The sequence below is a fragment of the uncultured Roseobacter sp. genome (assembly GCF_947493125.1).
Lineage (GTDB): Bacteria > Pseudomonadota > Alphaproteobacteria > Rhodobacterales > Rhodobacteraceae > Roseobacter.
Map to the genome: position 1 here is coordinate 377,356 of NZ_CANLQB010000003.1, position 15,853 is coordinate 393,208.

Annotated in this window: 14 protein-coding genes; 8 read left to right on the forward strand and 6 right to left on the reverse strand. The window is 65.3% G+C overall.

The window, feature by feature from the left end; genetic code table 11:
* Positions 1–64: 64 nt before the first annotated feature.
* Positions 65–1,015, reverse strand: a complete 951-nt coding sequence (locus Q1A71_RS08315) for a sugar ABC transporter substrate-binding protein (protein ID WP_299673933.1) — start codon at positions 1,013–1,015, stop codon at positions 65–67.
* A 187-nt stretch (positions 1,016–1,202) separates the two neighbouring features.
* On the opposite strand from Q1A71_RS08315, the gene Q1A71_RS08320 reads away from it, so the two are divergent.
* Entirely contained in the window at positions 1,203–2,201 is a 999-nt protein-coding gene (locus tag Q1A71_RS08320) for a LacI family DNA-binding transcriptional regulator (protein WP_299673935.1), read from the forward strand.
* 86 nt (positions 2,202–2,287) lie between these two features.
* Here the strand turns inward: Q1A71_RS08320 and Q1A71_RS08325 are convergent, their stop codons facing one another.
* Complete coding sequence (locus Q1A71_RS08325) at positions 2,288–2,668, reverse strand: VOC family protein (protein WP_299673936.1); 381 nt, start codon at positions 2,666–2,668, stop codon at positions 2,288–2,290.
* A 39-nt stretch (positions 2,669–2,707) separates the two neighbouring features.
* On the opposite strand from Q1A71_RS08325, the gene Q1A71_RS08330 reads away from it, so the two are divergent.
* Positions 2,708–3,253 (forward strand): winged helix-turn-helix transcriptional regulator, encoded by a 546-nt coding sequence (locus Q1A71_RS08330; protein WP_299673938.1) that lies wholly within the window; start codon positions 2,708–2,710, stop codon positions 3,251–3,253.
* 68 nt (positions 3,254–3,321) lie between these two features.
* On the opposite strand, the gene Q1A71_RS08335 is transcribed toward Q1A71_RS08330, so the two are convergent.
* The 3 genes from Q1A71_RS08335 to Q1A71_RS08345 are packed head-to-tail and all read right to left on the reverse strand — an operon-like array spanning position 3,322 to position 6,481.
* Positions 3,322–4,455 carry a Gfo/Idh/MocA family oxidoreductase gene (locus Q1A71_RS08335; RefSeq protein WP_299673940.1) on the reverse strand — a complete coding sequence of 378 codons (1,134 nt, stop codon included), beginning with the start codon at positions 4,453–4,455 and terminating at the stop codon, positions 3,322–3,324.
* Positions 4,456–4,466: 11 nt separating this feature from the next.
* Complete coding sequence (locus Q1A71_RS08340; RefSeq protein WP_299673942.1) at positions 4,467–5,360, reverse strand: TIM barrel protein; 894 nt, start codon at positions 5,358–5,360, stop codon at positions 4,467–4,469.
* Between the two features lie 17 nt (positions 5,361–5,377).
* Complete coding sequence (locus Q1A71_RS08345; RefSeq protein ID WP_299673944.1) at positions 5,378–6,481, reverse strand: Gfo/Idh/MocA family oxidoreductase; 1,104 nt, start codon at positions 6,479–6,481, stop codon at positions 5,378–5,380.
* Positions 6,482–6,604: 123 nt separating this feature from the next.
* Between Q1A71_RS08345 and iolD the strand changes: the two genes are divergently transcribed.
* The 6 genes from iolD to Q1A71_RS08375 all read left to right on the forward strand — a co-directional run bounded on the left by iolD (position 6,605) and on the right by Q1A71_RS08375 (position 14,298).
* A complete protein-coding gene (gene iolD, locus Q1A71_RS08350) occupies positions 6,605–8,467 on the forward strand; it encodes a 3D-(3,5/4)-trihydroxycyclohexane-1,2-dione acylhydrolase (decyclizing) (RefSeq protein WP_299673946.1) in 1,863 nt (620 codons plus the stop codon).
* Positions 8,467–9,444, forward strand: coding sequence for a 5-dehydro-2-deoxygluconokinase (iolC, locus tag Q1A71_RS08355; protein WP_299673948.1), 978 nt, complete (start codon positions 8,467–8,469; stop codon positions 9,442–9,444). The genes iolD and iolC overlap by 1 nt, the downstream gene beginning before the upstream one ends.
* Positions 9,445–9,456: 12 nt before the next feature.
* Positions 9,457–10,299, forward strand: a complete 843-nt coding sequence (locus tag Q1A71_RS08360) for a 5-deoxy-glucuronate isomerase (protein ID WP_299673950.1) — start codon at positions 9,457–9,459, stop codon at positions 10,297–10,299.
* Between the two features lie 125 nt (positions 10,300–10,424).
* The gene (locus tag Q1A71_RS08365) at positions 10,425–11,264 is read left to right on the forward strand and encodes a class II fructose-bisphosphate aldolase (RefSeq protein WP_299673952.1); all 840 of its coding nucleotides are present in this window, start codon (positions 10,425–10,427) and stop codon (positions 11,262–11,264) included.
* Positions 11,258–12,247, forward strand: coding sequence for an inositol 2-dehydrogenase (iolG, locus tag Q1A71_RS08370; RefSeq protein WP_299673954.1), 990 nt, complete (start codon positions 11,258–11,260; stop codon positions 12,245–12,247). Before Q1A71_RS08365 ends, iolG begins: the two co-directional genes overlap by 7 nt.
* Before the next feature lie 185 nt (positions 12,248–12,432).
* Positions 12,433–14,298 carry a hypothetical protein gene (locus tag Q1A71_RS08375; RefSeq protein WP_299673956.1) on the forward strand — a complete coding sequence of 622 codons (1,866 nt, stop codon included), beginning with the start codon at positions 12,433–12,435 and terminating at the stop codon, positions 14,296–14,298.
* Positions 14,299–14,409: 111 nt separating this feature from the next.
* Here Q1A71_RS08375 and Q1A71_RS08380 read toward each other — a convergent pair whose 3' ends face one another.
* The gene (locus Q1A71_RS08380) at positions 14,410–15,852 is read right to left on the reverse strand and encodes a UdgX family uracil-DNA binding protein (protein ID WP_299673958.1); all 1,443 of its coding nucleotides are present in this window, start codon (positions 15,850–15,852) and stop codon (positions 14,410–14,412) included.
* Position 15,853: the final 1 nt, after the last annotated feature.

Here is a 15,853-nt window from a genome sequence, read left to right on the forward strand (position 1 = left end):
CATGCAGAAAGTGAGAAAAAGGGCGGCTATCGTCTCGCGAAAGCCGCCCCAAATTGTCAGAAGATCAGCGGAACTCGCCCGCGAACTCTTCCACCTTGGCCAGCGCGTCCTTTGTCACGAACCCGGGGCCGGAGTTGATGTTGTTGCCCGGCAGCACGCCATAGCGGTCCCAGTTCGCCAGGATCACAACCGGCATATAAGCCTGCAGGAAGGGCTGCTGGTCGATGCCCCAGTTGATGGTGCCGTCCTTGATGCCCTTCACGATCTCCTCGCCCAGATCAAAGGTGCCGAAGTGGATGTCCCCGGCCATGCCGTTTTCCTGCAGCGCCGCGATGGTCGGATCCGCCGAGACCGGGCCTAGCGTCAGGATGCCATCCACATCCGGGTTGGCCGAAAGATAGGCCAGCACCTTGTTCTTGATCTCGGACGGGTCGGTGCCGCTGTCCATCATGGAATCGCCCAGATCAATGCCCAGACCATCGGCATAGCCGCGGCAGCGCTCGCCCACGGTGGGCTGCTGGATCGCGTGGTTCACGCAGAGGAAGTTGGTCACGCCCTCATCCTTGGCGCGCAGCCCGGCTGCGTAGCCGGCGTCATACTCGGGCTGACCCACATACATCAGCGCGCCGATCTCCCGCGCCTGCTCGGGCGTGCCGGTGTTCATGATGATCACGTCGATACCCTGATCAACTGCGGCCGAAATCGGCCCCTTCAGCACGTCGAAATCCGCCAGCGTGGTGATGATCCCGTCGGGGCCCGAGGCTGTCGCCTGCTCGATGATCCGCGCCATATCGGCGATGTCACCCGTGGGCGGGTTGCGGTACTCGACCTCGGCGCCCACTTGCTCACCCGCCAGCGCGATGCCGTTCTTGATGGTGTTCCACCAGGTGTCACTGTCCGGCGCATGGCTGACGAGGATGTATTTCTCGCCTTCAGCCGCCGCCGTTTGTGCGACCGTAAAGGATGCGGCGGCCACCGCCGTGGCCAATGCCAGGTTCTTCATCAAAGATGTCATATGTTCCTCCCAAGGGTTCACCGTTCTCATGGCGCAAGAGTGACCTCTGTCACTTCTCCGAATCTGACTAAAGCACGAGGTTGGATTTTTTGCAACCGGTTGCAAAAGCGCGCGCGCTGTTTCATGCTGCAAGGACGTTGATCGTCAGCTAGAACAGAGCGGACCTAACCCCATCGGACCCAGAGCCATGCCCGTCACATTGAAAGAGGTTGCAGAGCGCGCGGGCGTGTCCCGCTCCGCCGTCTCGCGCACCTTCACCGATGGCGCCTCGGTCTCGGAGAAGATGCGCCGCAAGGTCGAGAAGGCCGCGCGTGATCTGGGCTACAGCCCCAATGCACTGGCCTCCTCTTTGACGACCGGACGGACCAAGCTGATCGGGCTGATTTCGAACAACTTCCACAACCCGATTTTCCTGCAGGTCTTCGATCTCTTCACCCGGGGCCTGCAGGATCGCGGCTTGCGTCCTTTGCTGGTGAACCTGACGGATGAGACCGACCCGCAGGCGTCCGTCGCCATGCTGCGGCAGTATTCCGTCGATGGCGCGGTGGTCGCCTCCTCGACACTGCCGCCCGGGTTCTCCAAGGCGTTCCGCGACGCAGGCGTGCCCGTGGTGCACAGCTTCGGGCGCTATTCCAGCGCGCCACAGGTGCATGTGGTGGGCATCGACAACGTGGAATGCGGGCGCATGGCGGCCCGCACGCTGGTCGCGCGCGGCTACCGCAAGATCGCCTTCCTCGGCGGGCCCGAAAGCGCGACGTCCACGCAAGACCGCTACTCCGGGTTCTTCTCCGAACTCGGCGCCCACCGGGACGTGACCACGAGCTACAGCTTCGCCGACGCCTACTCCTTCGACGCCGGCCGCCGCGAAATGCTGCGCCTTCTGAAATCCGACCCGGCGGAGGCCTATTTCTGCGGCGACGACGTGCTCTCCATCGGTGTGCTTTCCGCCATCGCTGACAGCGGGCTGCGCGTGCCTGAGGACATCGGGATCATCGGCCTCAACGACATGGAAATGGCCCGCTGGGAGAACATCAACCTCACGACAATCCACCAACCGATCCGCCAGATCGTCACGTCGTCCATTGAGCTGATGGTCGCTATGCTGGACGAACCCGACCGCTACCCCGAGGCGCGCATCTTCCCGTGTTCCATTGTCGAGCGTGGGACGCTCAGGCCGTTGAAGTAACTGATATCCGTATGTCGGTTCTGAGCCCAAAGTTACTGATGCTGCGGAGACTTTAAACGACCGCTAAAGGAAAACCAGCCCGCGCACTATTCTGCCCCGCCGGTCAAATCCTGGGCAAGCATCATTGCATTGCCGTCGGGATCATAGAAAGTTGCCGTCTTGACCATGCCTTCAACGACATCGGTTTCGCCGTCAAATTCAACTTTGGCCTGTTCCATTTTTTGCCGCGCCGCGTCCAGATCAGCGACACCGAAGACAGGAACACAGTTTCCAGGCGCAGGTTCCGTATGTTCGCCCAAACCGATTGTTACGCCGGTCGTTTTGGTCTGAAGCTCTGACCACCCTGCCTCATCCGCGTGGTAGATCGTTTCAAACCCAAGCATGCTGCCGTACCACTCGGCACTTGCATGGCGGTCTTTGACTGACAGCGCGATGGTGATGGTTTCTTCAAGTGAAATGAGCGACATGGTCTTCCTTTTATCTTGTAAATATATTAACTATACTTTATGGACATTGAAGTCTTTGTCAACACCACCTCAAGGGCTTGGGCCATTCCTATTCTGGCGAGCCTGCATGCAGGCATTGCCGGAAGACAAGCGCCGCTACTTGCTGCCACCGGAGCGAGCAGAACTGCTTTTGCGCAAAGCATGGATCACCTCATCTCGATCAGCTTGCTGGAACGAAACCCCGGCTATGGCCATCCGCTGCGTCCAGAGTTTCGACTGACAGAGCTTGGTATTTCTGCTGCGGCGCTTGCCAACAGAATTCAAAGCGTCGCTGCTGAAGGAGATCAGGACTTGCTCCGGCGCTCATGGACCTTGCCGGTTCTGACTGCAATCCATCGGCCAAGCCACTTCAATGATATCAAACGAAACTTGCGAACGATTACGGATCGCGCCTTGTCGCAGTCATTGAAAACGATGGAGATCAGAAGCTGGGTTCACCGCCATGTTGACGAAGCCGCCCGCCCGCCACGATCCATATATCGTGCTGTGAACACCGGTGGTTTGATAAGCAGTGTTGCGGCCAGTGAAATCAGCTTTCCCGGATAAGCGGCCTTTCTTTAGGAAAAAGACGAACGGCAACAAAGTCCGCAGAGCCGCAAGGTGGATCGAGAAAATCAGCGCAACATTGGCGGGCGGGCGTCCATCCAGGCGCCCTCCGCCTTGGCCGACTCCACCGCCGCATAGACCGCCGCCATAGACCGCAGACCGTCAGTCGCGGAGGGCAGGGCGTCGCGCACCTCTCCCCGGATCGCCGCAGCCAGATCGACGTAGATGTTCGCGACCGCCAGCGGGAAGCCTTCGGGGTGGGCAATCGCCACGCGGCTCAGTCGCCCGGCCTCATCCGACAGCCCAGCCTCACCCTTCTCCATGATCTGCGTGCGCCCGCCGACGGGCGTATAGAACACCTGATTGGGCTGCTCCGAGGCCCACCGCATCCCGCCCGTCTCGCCGAAAACCTGGATGTCGAACCCATGCTGCCGTCCGATCGCCACCGACGATGTCCAGAGCCGCCCGACCGTTCCGCCCTCCATGCGGAAGTTCACCATCGCATCGTCCTCCAGCGTACGTGACGGTATGGTTGACGCGAAATCGGCAGACAGGCTGCGCACCTCATCCCCGGCAATGAAACTCGCCATATGCAGCGCATGAATGCCGCAGTCCGCAAACTGCCCCGACACGCCCGCCATCGCCGGATCATAGCGCCAGCGGACGCGCGGATTGTCGGCGTCGCCCGCATCGCCGTGGTGCCCGTGGCTGAAGTTGGCGACCACGAGGCGCACCTTGCCGATCTGCCCGGTCTTCACCATCTGCCGCATTTCGCGCACCATCGGGTAGGCGGAATAGCAGTAGTTCACCGCGCAGATCTTGCCCGAGGCCTCGGCCACACGCACGATCTCCTCGCCTTCCTCGACGGTCATCGTCATCGGTTTCTCGCAGAGCACGTTGAAGCCTGCTTCGAGAAACGCCTTGGTGATCTCAAAATGCGTGGAGTTCGGCGTGGCCACGGTCACCAGATCGACGCGGTCTTCGCGCGCATGCTCCCCTTCTAGCATCTCCTGCCAATTCGCATAGGCCCGATCCGCCGCAACTCCTAGCGCTTCCGCATAGGCCCGGCCCTTCTCCGCATCCACGTCGAGCGCCCCCGCCGCCAGCACAAAGTTCCCATCCGCCTGCGCCCCCAGCCGGTGCGCTGGCCCGATCTGGCTGCCTTCACCGCCGCCGATCATACCCCAGTTTAGCTTCATCATGATCCGGCCCCTCACTGAAAGCCAATGGATTCAAGGTATTCACGGTTGGCGCGCGCATCACCCAACGGGTCAGGATCGAGCAGCGGGTCGCAGTCCTGCTCCACCGTGCACCACCCCTCGAAGCCCGCATCGAGCAGCACCTGCCGCACCGCCGGAAAGTCCACGTCCCCTTGCCCGAGATTGCAGAAAATCCCCTGCCCACAGGCGTCATAAAACCCGGTGCGCTTGTCGATCACATCCGCCTTAACCGCCGGATCGGTATCCTTGAAATGCATGTAGGAAATGCGCCCGATGTGCCGCTGCATGAAGGCCACCGGATCGAACCCCGCGTAGGAGTGGTGCCCGGTGTCGAAGCAGATCTTCAGCAGGCTGTCATCGATCTCGTCCAGCAGCCGCTCCAGCTCCGGCTCGAAATCCATGAACCCCGCTGCATGGGCGTGGATGCCGACAGTGAGACCGTACTCTTCCGCCCCCATCTTTGCGATGGTTCCGATCCGGTCGCGGTAGGCGTTCCACTCCGCACTGTCCATCTGCTCCGCTTCCGCCGCACGGCCAGCCGTCGGCGCCCGGCGCGGCGAAATGGAATCGATCAGCACCAGATGCCGCGCCCCATGGGCAGTCAGCGCCTTGCAGGTGCGCACCGAGCCGTCCATCACATCCTCCCAGGCACCCGGGTCGTGGAAGGGGCGAAAGACCACGCCGCCGATCAGCGCCAGGTCGTGCTCGGCCAAGGCCTCACCCAGCTGCACAGGGTCCTCCGGCATGAAGCCGACCGGTCCCAGCTCGATGCCGGTGTAACCGGCCTCCGCGCAATCCTTCAGCACCGACTGCCATGTCGGGTTGCGCGCATCATCCGCGAATTCGACACCCCAGGAACAGGGCGCATTGCCAATCCGTATCGTCATGAGAGCCCTTTCTTGGGTCAGAAATCGGAAATCTCTTTCCAGGTTTTATCAGCAGACGACGCCATCGCCGCTGCGATCACGCGGTTCACCTCCATGCCGTCCTTGAAGGTGGGCCACACCGGCGCGCCGGTCTCGATGGCCTGCAGGAAGTCGCGCGCCTCGATGATGATCTGGTCCTGATAGCCGGTGCCGTGGCCCGGCCCCTGGCAGAAGGGTTCGTAATCGGGATGGGCCGGGCCCGTCAGGATCTTGGTGAAGCCGCGCGTCGCCTCCGGCCCCTCGGAACGGTAGAGCCAGAGCGCGTTCTGATCCTCCTGATCAAACCGGATCGCCCCCTTGGTGCCGGTGATCTCATAGGCATAGCCCATCTTGCGCCCCGTCGAAATGCGCGAGAAATACAGCTGCCCCATCGTCCCACGCGCAAAGCGGCACATCATCTGGCCGTGATCGTCGTTCGTGACCATGCCGCCGGGGCGGGTCTCGTGCACTGTTTCGACGTCCGCAATCAGCCGATCAATCTGGCCCAGCAAAGCCAGCGCCGCGTTGATCATATGCGGCGCCAGGTCGCCCATGGTGCCATTGGCCTCGCCTTGCGTCCGCCAGGACGCGGGCGTCTGCGGATCGGCCAGAAAGTCCTCCGTATGCTCGCCGCGAAACCAGGTCACCTCGCCAATTGCACCATCAGCGATGAGTGCCCGCGCATACTGGCTGGCGGGCGTGCGGATATAATTGAACCCCGTCATATTCGCGACAGCCGCGGCCTCCGCCGCTGCGACCATCGCGCGGCTGTCGTCCAGCGAGGCCCCAAGCGGCTTTTCACAGAACACTGGCTTGCCAAGGGCAAAACCAGCCTCGGCAATCGCGCGATGGGTCTCCTGCGGGCTGGCGATCACAATCGCCTCGACGCGCGGATCAGCCACCAAAACCTGCCAATCCTCGGTCGCGCGGGCGAACCCATAGGCCGCCCGATACCGCTCGGCGCTTTCGGGAGAGGTGGCGCAAATCATCTCCAGCCGGGGCCGCAGCGCGGTGTTGAACACCGCCCCCACAGCCGACATCGCCACCGCATGGGCCTTACCCATGTAACCGCCGCCGACAATGCCTATCCCGATCTCAGCCATCGGCGCGTCCTTTTTCCGAGACTCCGGTTGCAACCGGTTGCAAAATTTGTATCGTGAGACTCGACCCGGTTCAAGACGCGAATTGATCTGGCAGCAACAATCGCCTGAAGGACCCCTGTTTCGATGACGTCTCACACTCTGACCACCGCGCACGCCATCATCAAATGGCTGGACACTCAGTTCATCGAAATCGACGGCGTTGAGATGCGCGTCTGCGGTGGCGGATTCGGGATCTTTGGACATGGCAACGTGCCGTGCCTCGGTGAAGCACTCTATGGTGTGCAGGACACGCTGCCGCTCTATCGCGGGCAGAACGAGCAGAGCATGGGGTTTGCCGCAGCAGGCTATGCCAAGCAGTGGCTGCGCCAGCGGTTTATGTTCTGCACCGCCTCTGCGGGGCCGGGCACGTCGAACCTGGTGACCTCCGCAGCACTTGCCCACGCCAACCGCCTGCCCATGCTGCTCCTTTGCGGGGACGCCTATGTCACCCGCCTGCCGGACCCGGTCCTGCAGCAGATGGAGCATTTCCACGACCCCACCCTCGGCGTGAACGATGCCTTCCGCTCGGTCAGCCGCTATTGGGACCGGATCACGCACCCTGCGCAGATCATCCAGTCATTGCCGGCAGCACTCGCCACGATGCTCGACCCCGCCGACTGCGGCCCCGCCTTCATCGGGTTGCCGCAGGATGTGCAGGGCTGGGCTTATGACTACCCCGAGGAGTTTTTCGAAAAACGGGTGCACCGCATCCGTCGCCAGACGCCTGATGTGGCCGAAATCGCTGACGCAGCGGCGCTCCTGAAAACCGCCGAGCGCCCGATGATCATCGCCGGGGGTGGCGTTCAATACTCTCGCGCAGTCGCTGAGTTGACCGGGTTTGCTGAAGCGCATCAGATCCCCGTGGTCGAGACCATCGCGGGCCGCGCGAACCTCACCGATACCCACCCGCTCAACATCGGCCCCATCGGGGTGACCGGGTCAGACAGCGCCAATGCCATAGCCGAGGAGGCGGATGTGATCCTCGCGGTCGGCACGCGTCTGCAGGATTTCACCACCGGCTCCTGGACCGCCTTTGCCAAGGACGCGCGGTTCGTCTCGCTCAACGCGGGCCGTCATGACGCGGGCAAGCACCGCTCCCTGCCCATCGTCGGAGACGCCAAGCTTGGGCTCACGGCCCTCGGCGACGTCCTCAGCGGTTACCAAGCCCCCGCATCCTGGGTCGAAGCCGCCAAAGCCCATCGCGCCAAGTGGACTGCCTATGTGGCGGCCAACGTCTCCTACGGCGACAATCGTCCGAACTCTTATGCGCAGGCCATCGGCGTGGTGAACGCCCTTTGCGACCCGCGCGACCGGGTGGTCGCCGCCGCCGGAGGCCTGCCCGCCGAGGTCACCGCCAACTGGCGCACGCTGGATCCGGGCACCGTCGACGTCGAGTTCGGCTTCTCCTGCATGGGCTACGAGATCGCGGGCGCCTGGGGCGCGCGCATCGCCCAGTCCCAGCGCGAGCCCGAACGCGACACCATCGCCTTCTGCGGTGACGGCTCCTACCTGATGCTGAACTCCGACATTTACTCCTCGGTGCTCACGGGCAAGAAGCTGATCATCCTCGTGCTCGACAATGGCGGCTTTGCGGTGATCAACAAGCTGCAGAACAACACCGGCAACGAGAGCTTCAACAACCTGATCGCCGATTGCCCCACGGTCGCGGAGCCCTTCGCCGTGGACTTTGAGGCCCACGCCGCCTCCATGGGCGCCCACGCCGAAACCGTCGCAAACCCCGCAGAGCTCGCCGAAGCCTTCAAGCGCGCGCAAGCCGCCGACAAGACGAGCGTGATCGTCATGAAGGTCGACGCCTATGAGGGCTGGACGACGCAAGGCCACACCTGGTGGGAATGCGGCACGCCGCAGGTCTCCGCCTCCGAGACGGTGCGCGCGGCGCATGCCGAGTGGGAAAGCGCCCGCCCGCGTCAGAGGAAGGGCGTCTGATGCTGAAAGACGCGCTCAGCACCGGTAACTTCCTGGTGATTGGCCGGGTGGGCATGGATTTCTTCCCCGACCCGCCCGGCACCCGCACGCGCGAGGCCACAACCATGCATGTGGGCATGGGCGGCTCGGCGGCCAATACCGCCGCTGGTCTGGTCAAGCTGGGCTGCAAGGCCGCGCTGGTCACCGCCGTGTCGGATGATGCCGTGGGCTGGTACTGCGAGGGCCAGCTCGATCACTACGGTGTCGACCGCACCCATGTGAAGCGCGTACGCGGCGAATACCGTACCTCGCTCGCCGTCTACGAAACCCGCATCGAAGAGCACCAGTCCGTCATCTACCGCAACAATGCCGCCGACTTCCAAATGGATATCGCGGACGTCGAGGCTATCGACTTCACCGCCTACGGCGCCGTGCTCACCGCCGGCACAGTCTTCGCCGCCGAACCCTCCCGCGACGCAGCCTTCCGCGCTTTCGAGAAGGCGAAAGAGGCAGGCCTGCCGATCCTCTTTGACATCGACTACCGCCCCTACAGCTGGCCCTCGGCGGAAGAAGCTGCCGACGTGCTTACGCGCGCGGGCGATATGGCCGATGTGATCGTCGGCAATGATGAGGAGTTCGGCTTCATGGCCGGGCACATTGACAAGGGCCTCGCTAAGGCCCGCGCGCTGGCCGAGACGTCCGCCGAAATCGTCATCTACAAGATGGGTCCCGAGGGCGCGATCACCTTCGCAGAGGGTGCCGAGACCCGCACCGGCATCTACCCCGTGGAGGCGGTGAAGCCCACCGGCGCGGGCGACAGTTTCATGGCGGGTCTGCTTGCCAGCCTTGCGACAGGCCGCCCGCTGAAGGAGGCCGTTCTGCGGGGCTCCGCCTGTGCCTCCCATGTGGTGGCCCGCCCCGGCTGCGCCCCCGCCATGCCCGATACCGATCAACTCGCGGCGTTCCTCGCCGCGCACCCCGGCCCGACCGCGGCCTAGGAAGGAGACATCATGCACATCGCACCGCACGACAACCAGAACAAGGCAATCGTGGACGCGGAGGACCCCACCGTCCCGCTGAACTACTTCAACATCGTCAAGCTGACCGACGGCCAGAGCTTCGAGTATCAGGTGCCGGGCTACGAGACCTGCATCGTGCCCGCCACCGGCACTGTGGATGTGGAAGTGGAGGGTGTCCGTTTCGACAAACTCGGCAATCGCGTCGAGGATGTCTGGGACGGCGAGCCCGAGGGCGTCTATGTGCCCGTCGGCGCGAAAGTCCGCATGACCTGCACCTCGGACGCGACGGAGACCTTCATCGCCGGGGCCAAATACGACGAAGTGCTGGAGCCCTTCGACGTGCGCGTGCCCGAGCTCGACAAGGTGCAATACGGCTCCGACGACACCAAGACCCACCGCAAGATCAAGCACATCCTCGGCCAGAAGCAGCATGGCAAGGTGGGGCGCTTGCTGGTCTCGGAGCTTTTCACCGTGGGGCAGGGCGGCTGGTCGGGCTTTCCCGCGCATAAGCACGACACGGATAATCTGCCGCATGAGACACGGCACGACGAGACCTACAACTTCCGGTTCCGGCCCAACCATGGCTCCGGCGTGCAGATCCTGCAGCGCGAGGAGGGCAGGCCGGGGGATGCCTATCAGCTCATGGACGGCTCCACGATCTGCATCGACAAGGGCTACCACCCCTGCGCGGTGATGCCGGGCTACGAGATGTATTACTTCACTATTCTGGGCGGGCTGAGCCAGCGCAGTCTCGTGCAATATTTCCAGCCCACACACGCCTACCAGATCGAGACGATCCCTGGGATCAAGGACATGGTGGCGAAGTTCAAATAGAAAGCCCCGCCCGGTGGGCACCACCGGGCTGCGCCGACCCGCCCCCATGGGGCGGCGCATTTGCGCCACCCTGCGGGTCGTCACAGCCCTGATCGCAACCAAAGAAATCAAGGCTGTCATCCGCCATGCCCCTCGTCACCCTCTCCGACGTCCTGCAACCCGCACTCAAGGAAGGCCACGCGGTGGCGGGCCTTGTCACCCTTGGCTGGGAGGACATGCGCGCCTACGTCGCCGCCGCCGAAGCCGAAAACGTCCCCGTGATCCTGCAGGCCGGGCCCTCCTGCCGCGAACACACGCCCTTGCCGATCCTCGGCAAGATGTTCCGGCATCTCGCTGAAGGCTCCAGCGTGCCCGTCGTCGCGCACCTCGACCACGGCTATACGGCTGACGAGTGCCGCGAGGCTCTGGAGTCCGGCTTCACGTCTCTCATGTTCGACGGCTCCCGCCTGCCGCTGCAGCAGAACATCGACGAAACTGCCGCCATCGCCGAAATGGCTCACAGCGCGGGCGTCTCCTGCGAGGGCGAAATTGGCTTCGTCGGCTACGCCGAAGGTGCTGCGTCACAAGGCACCGACCCCGACGAGGCCGCGCAATTCGCCCGTGAGACCGGCGCCGATGCCATGGCCATCTCCGTCGGCAACGTGCACCTGCAGGAGAACAAGGACGGCGGGCTCGACGAGCCGCGCATCCGCGCCATCGAAGCGCTGACCGACACGCCACTGGTGATCCACGGCGGCTCTGGCGTGCCCATGGCACAGCGTCAGCACCTCGCGCGCACCTCGCAGATCTGCAAATACAACATCGGCACCGAGCTGCGCATGGCCTTCGGCACTGCCTTGCGCGCCGCCGTCAACAGCGACCCCAGCCGCTTCGACCGTGTGCAAATCCTCAAGGATACGCATGCCCCTCTGGTCGCCGCCACCCGCACCGTGCTGCAGGGCTTCAAGGGAGAAGATCAATGCTGAACATCGGGCTTCTGGGCTGCGGTCGCATCGGAGCGGTGCACGCGGGCTCCATTGACCGGCTGGACGGTGTGCGCGTTGCAGCCGTCGCCGATGCGGTGCCTGCCGCCGCCGAAGCGCTCGCGGCCAAGACCGGCGCGCAAGCCATGGGCAGCCAGGCCCTCATCGCCAGCGCGGATGTGGACGCCGTGGTCATCGGCACCCCCACCGACACGCATTACGACCTGATCCACGCGGCTGCGCAGGCAGGCAAGGCGATCTTCTGTGAAAAGCCCATCGACATGTCCGCCGACCGCATCCGCGACTGCATCGCGGCAGTCGAGGCCGCAGCCGTGCCCTTCATGACTGCCTTCAATCGCCGGTTCGACCCCAACTTCGCGCATCTGCAAGCGCGCCTCGCCGCAGGCGATATCGGGGAGGCGGAGATCGTCACGATCCTCTCCCGCGATCCCTCCCCACCGCCGGTGAGCTACATCCAAAGCTCCGGCGGCATCTTCCGCGACATGATGATCCATGATCTGGACATGGCGCGCTTCCTGCTGGGCGAGGAACCCACAACCGTTTTCGCTGTGGGCAGCGCGCTCGTCGACCCGGAGATCGGCCAGGCAGGCGACGCCGACACCGCCGCCGTGACCCTCACCACCGCCAGCGGCAAGATCTGCCAGATCAGCAACTCGCGCCGCGCCACCTATGGCTATGACCAGCGCATCGAGGTGCACGGCGCGAAGGGCATGCTGCGCGCCGCCAACGTGCCCGAGCACACGGTCGAGACCGCGACCGTCGACGGCTTCGCCACCGCCCCCGCCAAGCACTTCTTCCTCGAACGCTACGAGGCGGCCTACCTCGCCGAGATGGCGCATTTCGTGACGGCTGTCCGCGATGGCGCGTCGCTCTCGCCCGGCATCACCGACGGGCTGCGCGCGCAGTTGCTTGCCGATGCCGCCACGCACTCCTGGCAGACGGGCCAGCCTGTCACGCTGACCTGACCGGAACCGTTGGATCGCGCGCAGCCGACCCCCACCGCCCCAAATTGCCAAGGCATCGGTCCCCCTTATGGCACAGAGGCTCTGTCGAGCCGAAAAACAGGGCCTCACGGCATGCAAAGCAGCGCCGGTTTGATTGGTCAGCGCAGCTTTGCGGGCGGTATCATGGCGCTTTCGGACCAACTGAGATGAAAACTCCCATGCTGCTGCCCGGCCACGCGATCCTGCTCCTTCTGACCTTGCTCTGCCTCACCGCGCCTGGCTCGCGCGCGGATCCGTCCGAGCGCGTCGCCGCCTGCCTCAAGACGCCGCAAGCGGGTTGCGCCGCTATTTTCACCGACCGTCTGTCGAGGCTCCAGACCGACGCGCCGCCCGACCTTTGGCCGCCCGCGCTCCTCGACCTCAAGGCGCAGTATCTGGCGCGTATGGGCGCCCTCGCGGAGATGCGACCGCTGATCGCGCAGATGCGGTCTTCCGCGCAGAAAGCCCAGGCCGCGCGCGCCGCCGTGGCCGCAAGCCGGTATCCCGAGGATCTGGATCTCGCCGTGGAGCTTCTGGCGGAGATCTCCGACCATGCGCTGGCGCGTCGTACGCGGGGTGCCTTTGTTGATCGGGTGGCCGAGACCGCAGGCGCCGCCGCTGCCCGCGTGGTCTCCGACGCGACCCAGCGCCCGCGCCAGAGCGTCTCCCTGCAGGCAGAGCGCGCCGTGGTCTTCACCCTTGCGCGCGAGGGTCAGCCGGACGCCGCCATCGCCTACCTCTTGGACCGGAACACCGCCATGTCGCGGGGGCCCACGCTGGCCGATCTTGTGCCCGTCCTGCTGGAGACGGGCGCGTTTGACGCCGCCCTGACCGCGCGAGACAGGATCGAAGGTGTCTTTGCGGAGGTGTTCCGGGCCACGGCCACCGCGCATATCGCGCGATATATCAGCCGGCAGTGGCAGCCAACGGATCGCGTCCGCGCGCTGCTGGAGGAGGCCGCCGAGGCCATGGCGCGCGAATCCGACCCGCTGGCCCGGTTGCCCCTCTTCGAGGAACTGGCCGCCGTCGCTATCGAAGCCGATGAGATCGCGCTGGCCCGTCAAATGGCCCGCGATGCCGGAACCTTCCCGCCCGATCATGCCAAGTCCCTGCTCCTGCTCGCCGCGTTGCTGCAGCGCGAGCATGCGCCCGCAGACTGGCGCCCCGTGGTGGAGGATGCGCTGGAGCTGCTGAACTGGGCCGCCTGGCCGAGCGCCGAGGAGCCGCGTGTCGTCTCCCGGGCAGAGATCGGGGCCGAGGCTGCCACTCTCATGGCGCTCGGCGGTGATCCGCAGCGCGCGGTGGAGATTCTCAATGGGATCACCCTGGAGGACTATCGCGCGCGCGCGCGGGCTATCCTGATCACCCGCCTGCTCGACACGGCCTCACCGGCGGACGCGCGCCTTCTGATCGACGCTCAGGAAGATGAGACTGCGCGCCTTCTGAACCGGCTCGCCCTGTCGCGGGCCGCGCTGCGGATCGGGCACCACGCGCAGGCCCGACGCGCCTATATGAGCGCCCTGGCCGAGGTCGACGGGCCGGACGCGGTGGTGCGCGATGCGGCGGCGCGTCTGGCGCTCGCCCGTTTCGAGGCGGAGCGGGGCCTCTTCGCGGTTGCCCGCGCGCGGATTGATCAGCTGCCCGAGCGCCACCAGCGCCTGATGGGTCAGATCGTGCTGCTGGCGCAGGGGCCAGCGGCGCAGGACCAGACCGAGCCGCTGGCCGATCTGCGCGCCGCCGTCCTGCAAACCGCGGACCCGCAAACCCGCGCCGCGGAACACCGCGCCTTGGTCAACGCGCTGCATCGCGCGGGCCGCCATGCCGAGGCGCTTGCCGTTGCCGCGGATGTGTCCGAGACCGCGCTGCGGGACGAAATCCTTATGGCGCTCGGCGAGGATCTGGCGACGGAGGGCGCGCTGCTGGTGGCCTACCGCGCGGCCCGGGCGCTGACCGACAGGCGCGCTCGCCAGATTGCCGAGACCCATGTGCTCCTGCGTGCGCGTCTGGCCGATCCGTACGCGCGCCGCCCCTGAGCATCTGGCGGCTCATCCGCCGCGCCTCGGAACCGAACCGAAGGCCGCGCCGTCGCCCGGCTGAAAGCAATGGGGGCGCTGGCCGGACCAGTGGAAAGCTCCGGCCCAACTTTAACGCCCGATCCGCGCGTCCGCGCCCCGGCAGGTCGCGAAGGCCGCGGCAAGGTCGTCCGTCAGCGCGCGCCGCAGCCGCGCCTGTTCTGCCGGCACCGGCACCCGCAGAATATGCGCCGGGTGCAGCGATATCATGACCGCGCCACCATGGCGCCCGCGTTCCGTCGCTCCGCGCCGTTTCAGGATACCCGCCCCCTCGCCGGTCAGCGCCTGCGCCGCCGTCGCCCCGAGGGCCAGCACCACGGTCGGGCGCACCCGCGCCAGTTCCGCCTCCAGCCACCACCGGCAATGGTCGATCTCGCTGGTGTTGGGCCGCTGGTGAATGCGCCGCTTGCCGCGCGTGACGTATTTGAAGTGCTTCACCGCATTGGTGAGATAGACCTCGGCGCGCGGCACGCCCGCGTCCGCCAGTGCAGCATCAAGCAGCTGCCCCGCTGGCCCGACGAAGGGCCGCCCCTGCAAATCCTCCAGGTCGCCCGGCTGCTCCCCAACGATCATCAGCGCCGCCGTCTCGGGCCCGGCGCCCGGCACCGCTTGCGTGGCCCCTCGATGCAGCGGGCAGCGGGTGCAGCCCGAGAGCGCTGCGGCAAAGCCCTCCCGCGGCCCGCTCCAATGATCCGGCGCTTGGGCGCGTGCCACCTCCTGCACCCGTGCGGTCCTCACAGGGGGCAGGGTGGGGGCCGCCGCCGCCATCGCACGCGCACGCGCCGGGGCCTCCGCGATCAGCTCCGGGATACTCGCGGCCTCGGGCATGTTGTGCCAGTATTTCTTCGGCATTTCCGATTGCATGGCCTGTACCTTCAATCGGGCGGGGTTGAAGATATTGCGAAAATAGGTGACCCAGAGGTCTTCGCTGGCGTCCCCCGGCAACTCCGGGCGCGGCACATCCAGCCCAAAGCGCAGGCGCCCGTCCTCGAAGATCGCCGAAACGTCAGGCGTGTAGATCCGCCAGTCCATGTCGGCAAACCGCCGGGCAAAGAAGGTGGCCGTGAACTCCACCGTATGATGGGTGGGCTCGAACCAGGCCGCGAACTGCCGCCGCCCATCCTGCGGCGCGGAGATCTCGCGAAAGCGCACAAAGGCCTTCATCTTGTGCTTGCAGCGGTGCACGGCCTTCTCCATCCGCCGCAGATGCGCAAGCTGAACATCGCCCCGATCCCGCATCAGCCCCGGCTCCCGCTGCAGCCGCCAGAGAAAGGCATAGAGCCGGTCGAACCGATCCGCATCATTATGCCAGATCACCGCGTTGCTCATGGCGGCAAAGGCGCGCGGCACCCGGATCTCGCGCGCACCGTCCGGCACGTCCGCCTCGTCATCGAAGAGCCCCTGCGGTGCGGCGGCGTCCGTCCACCGCAGGTCCTCGGGTGGCACGCCGGCGCTCAGAAACCCGCGTGCTGCCCGGCGCCATGCCGCCTCCGTGCCGATCCGAGGCAGGGTCACC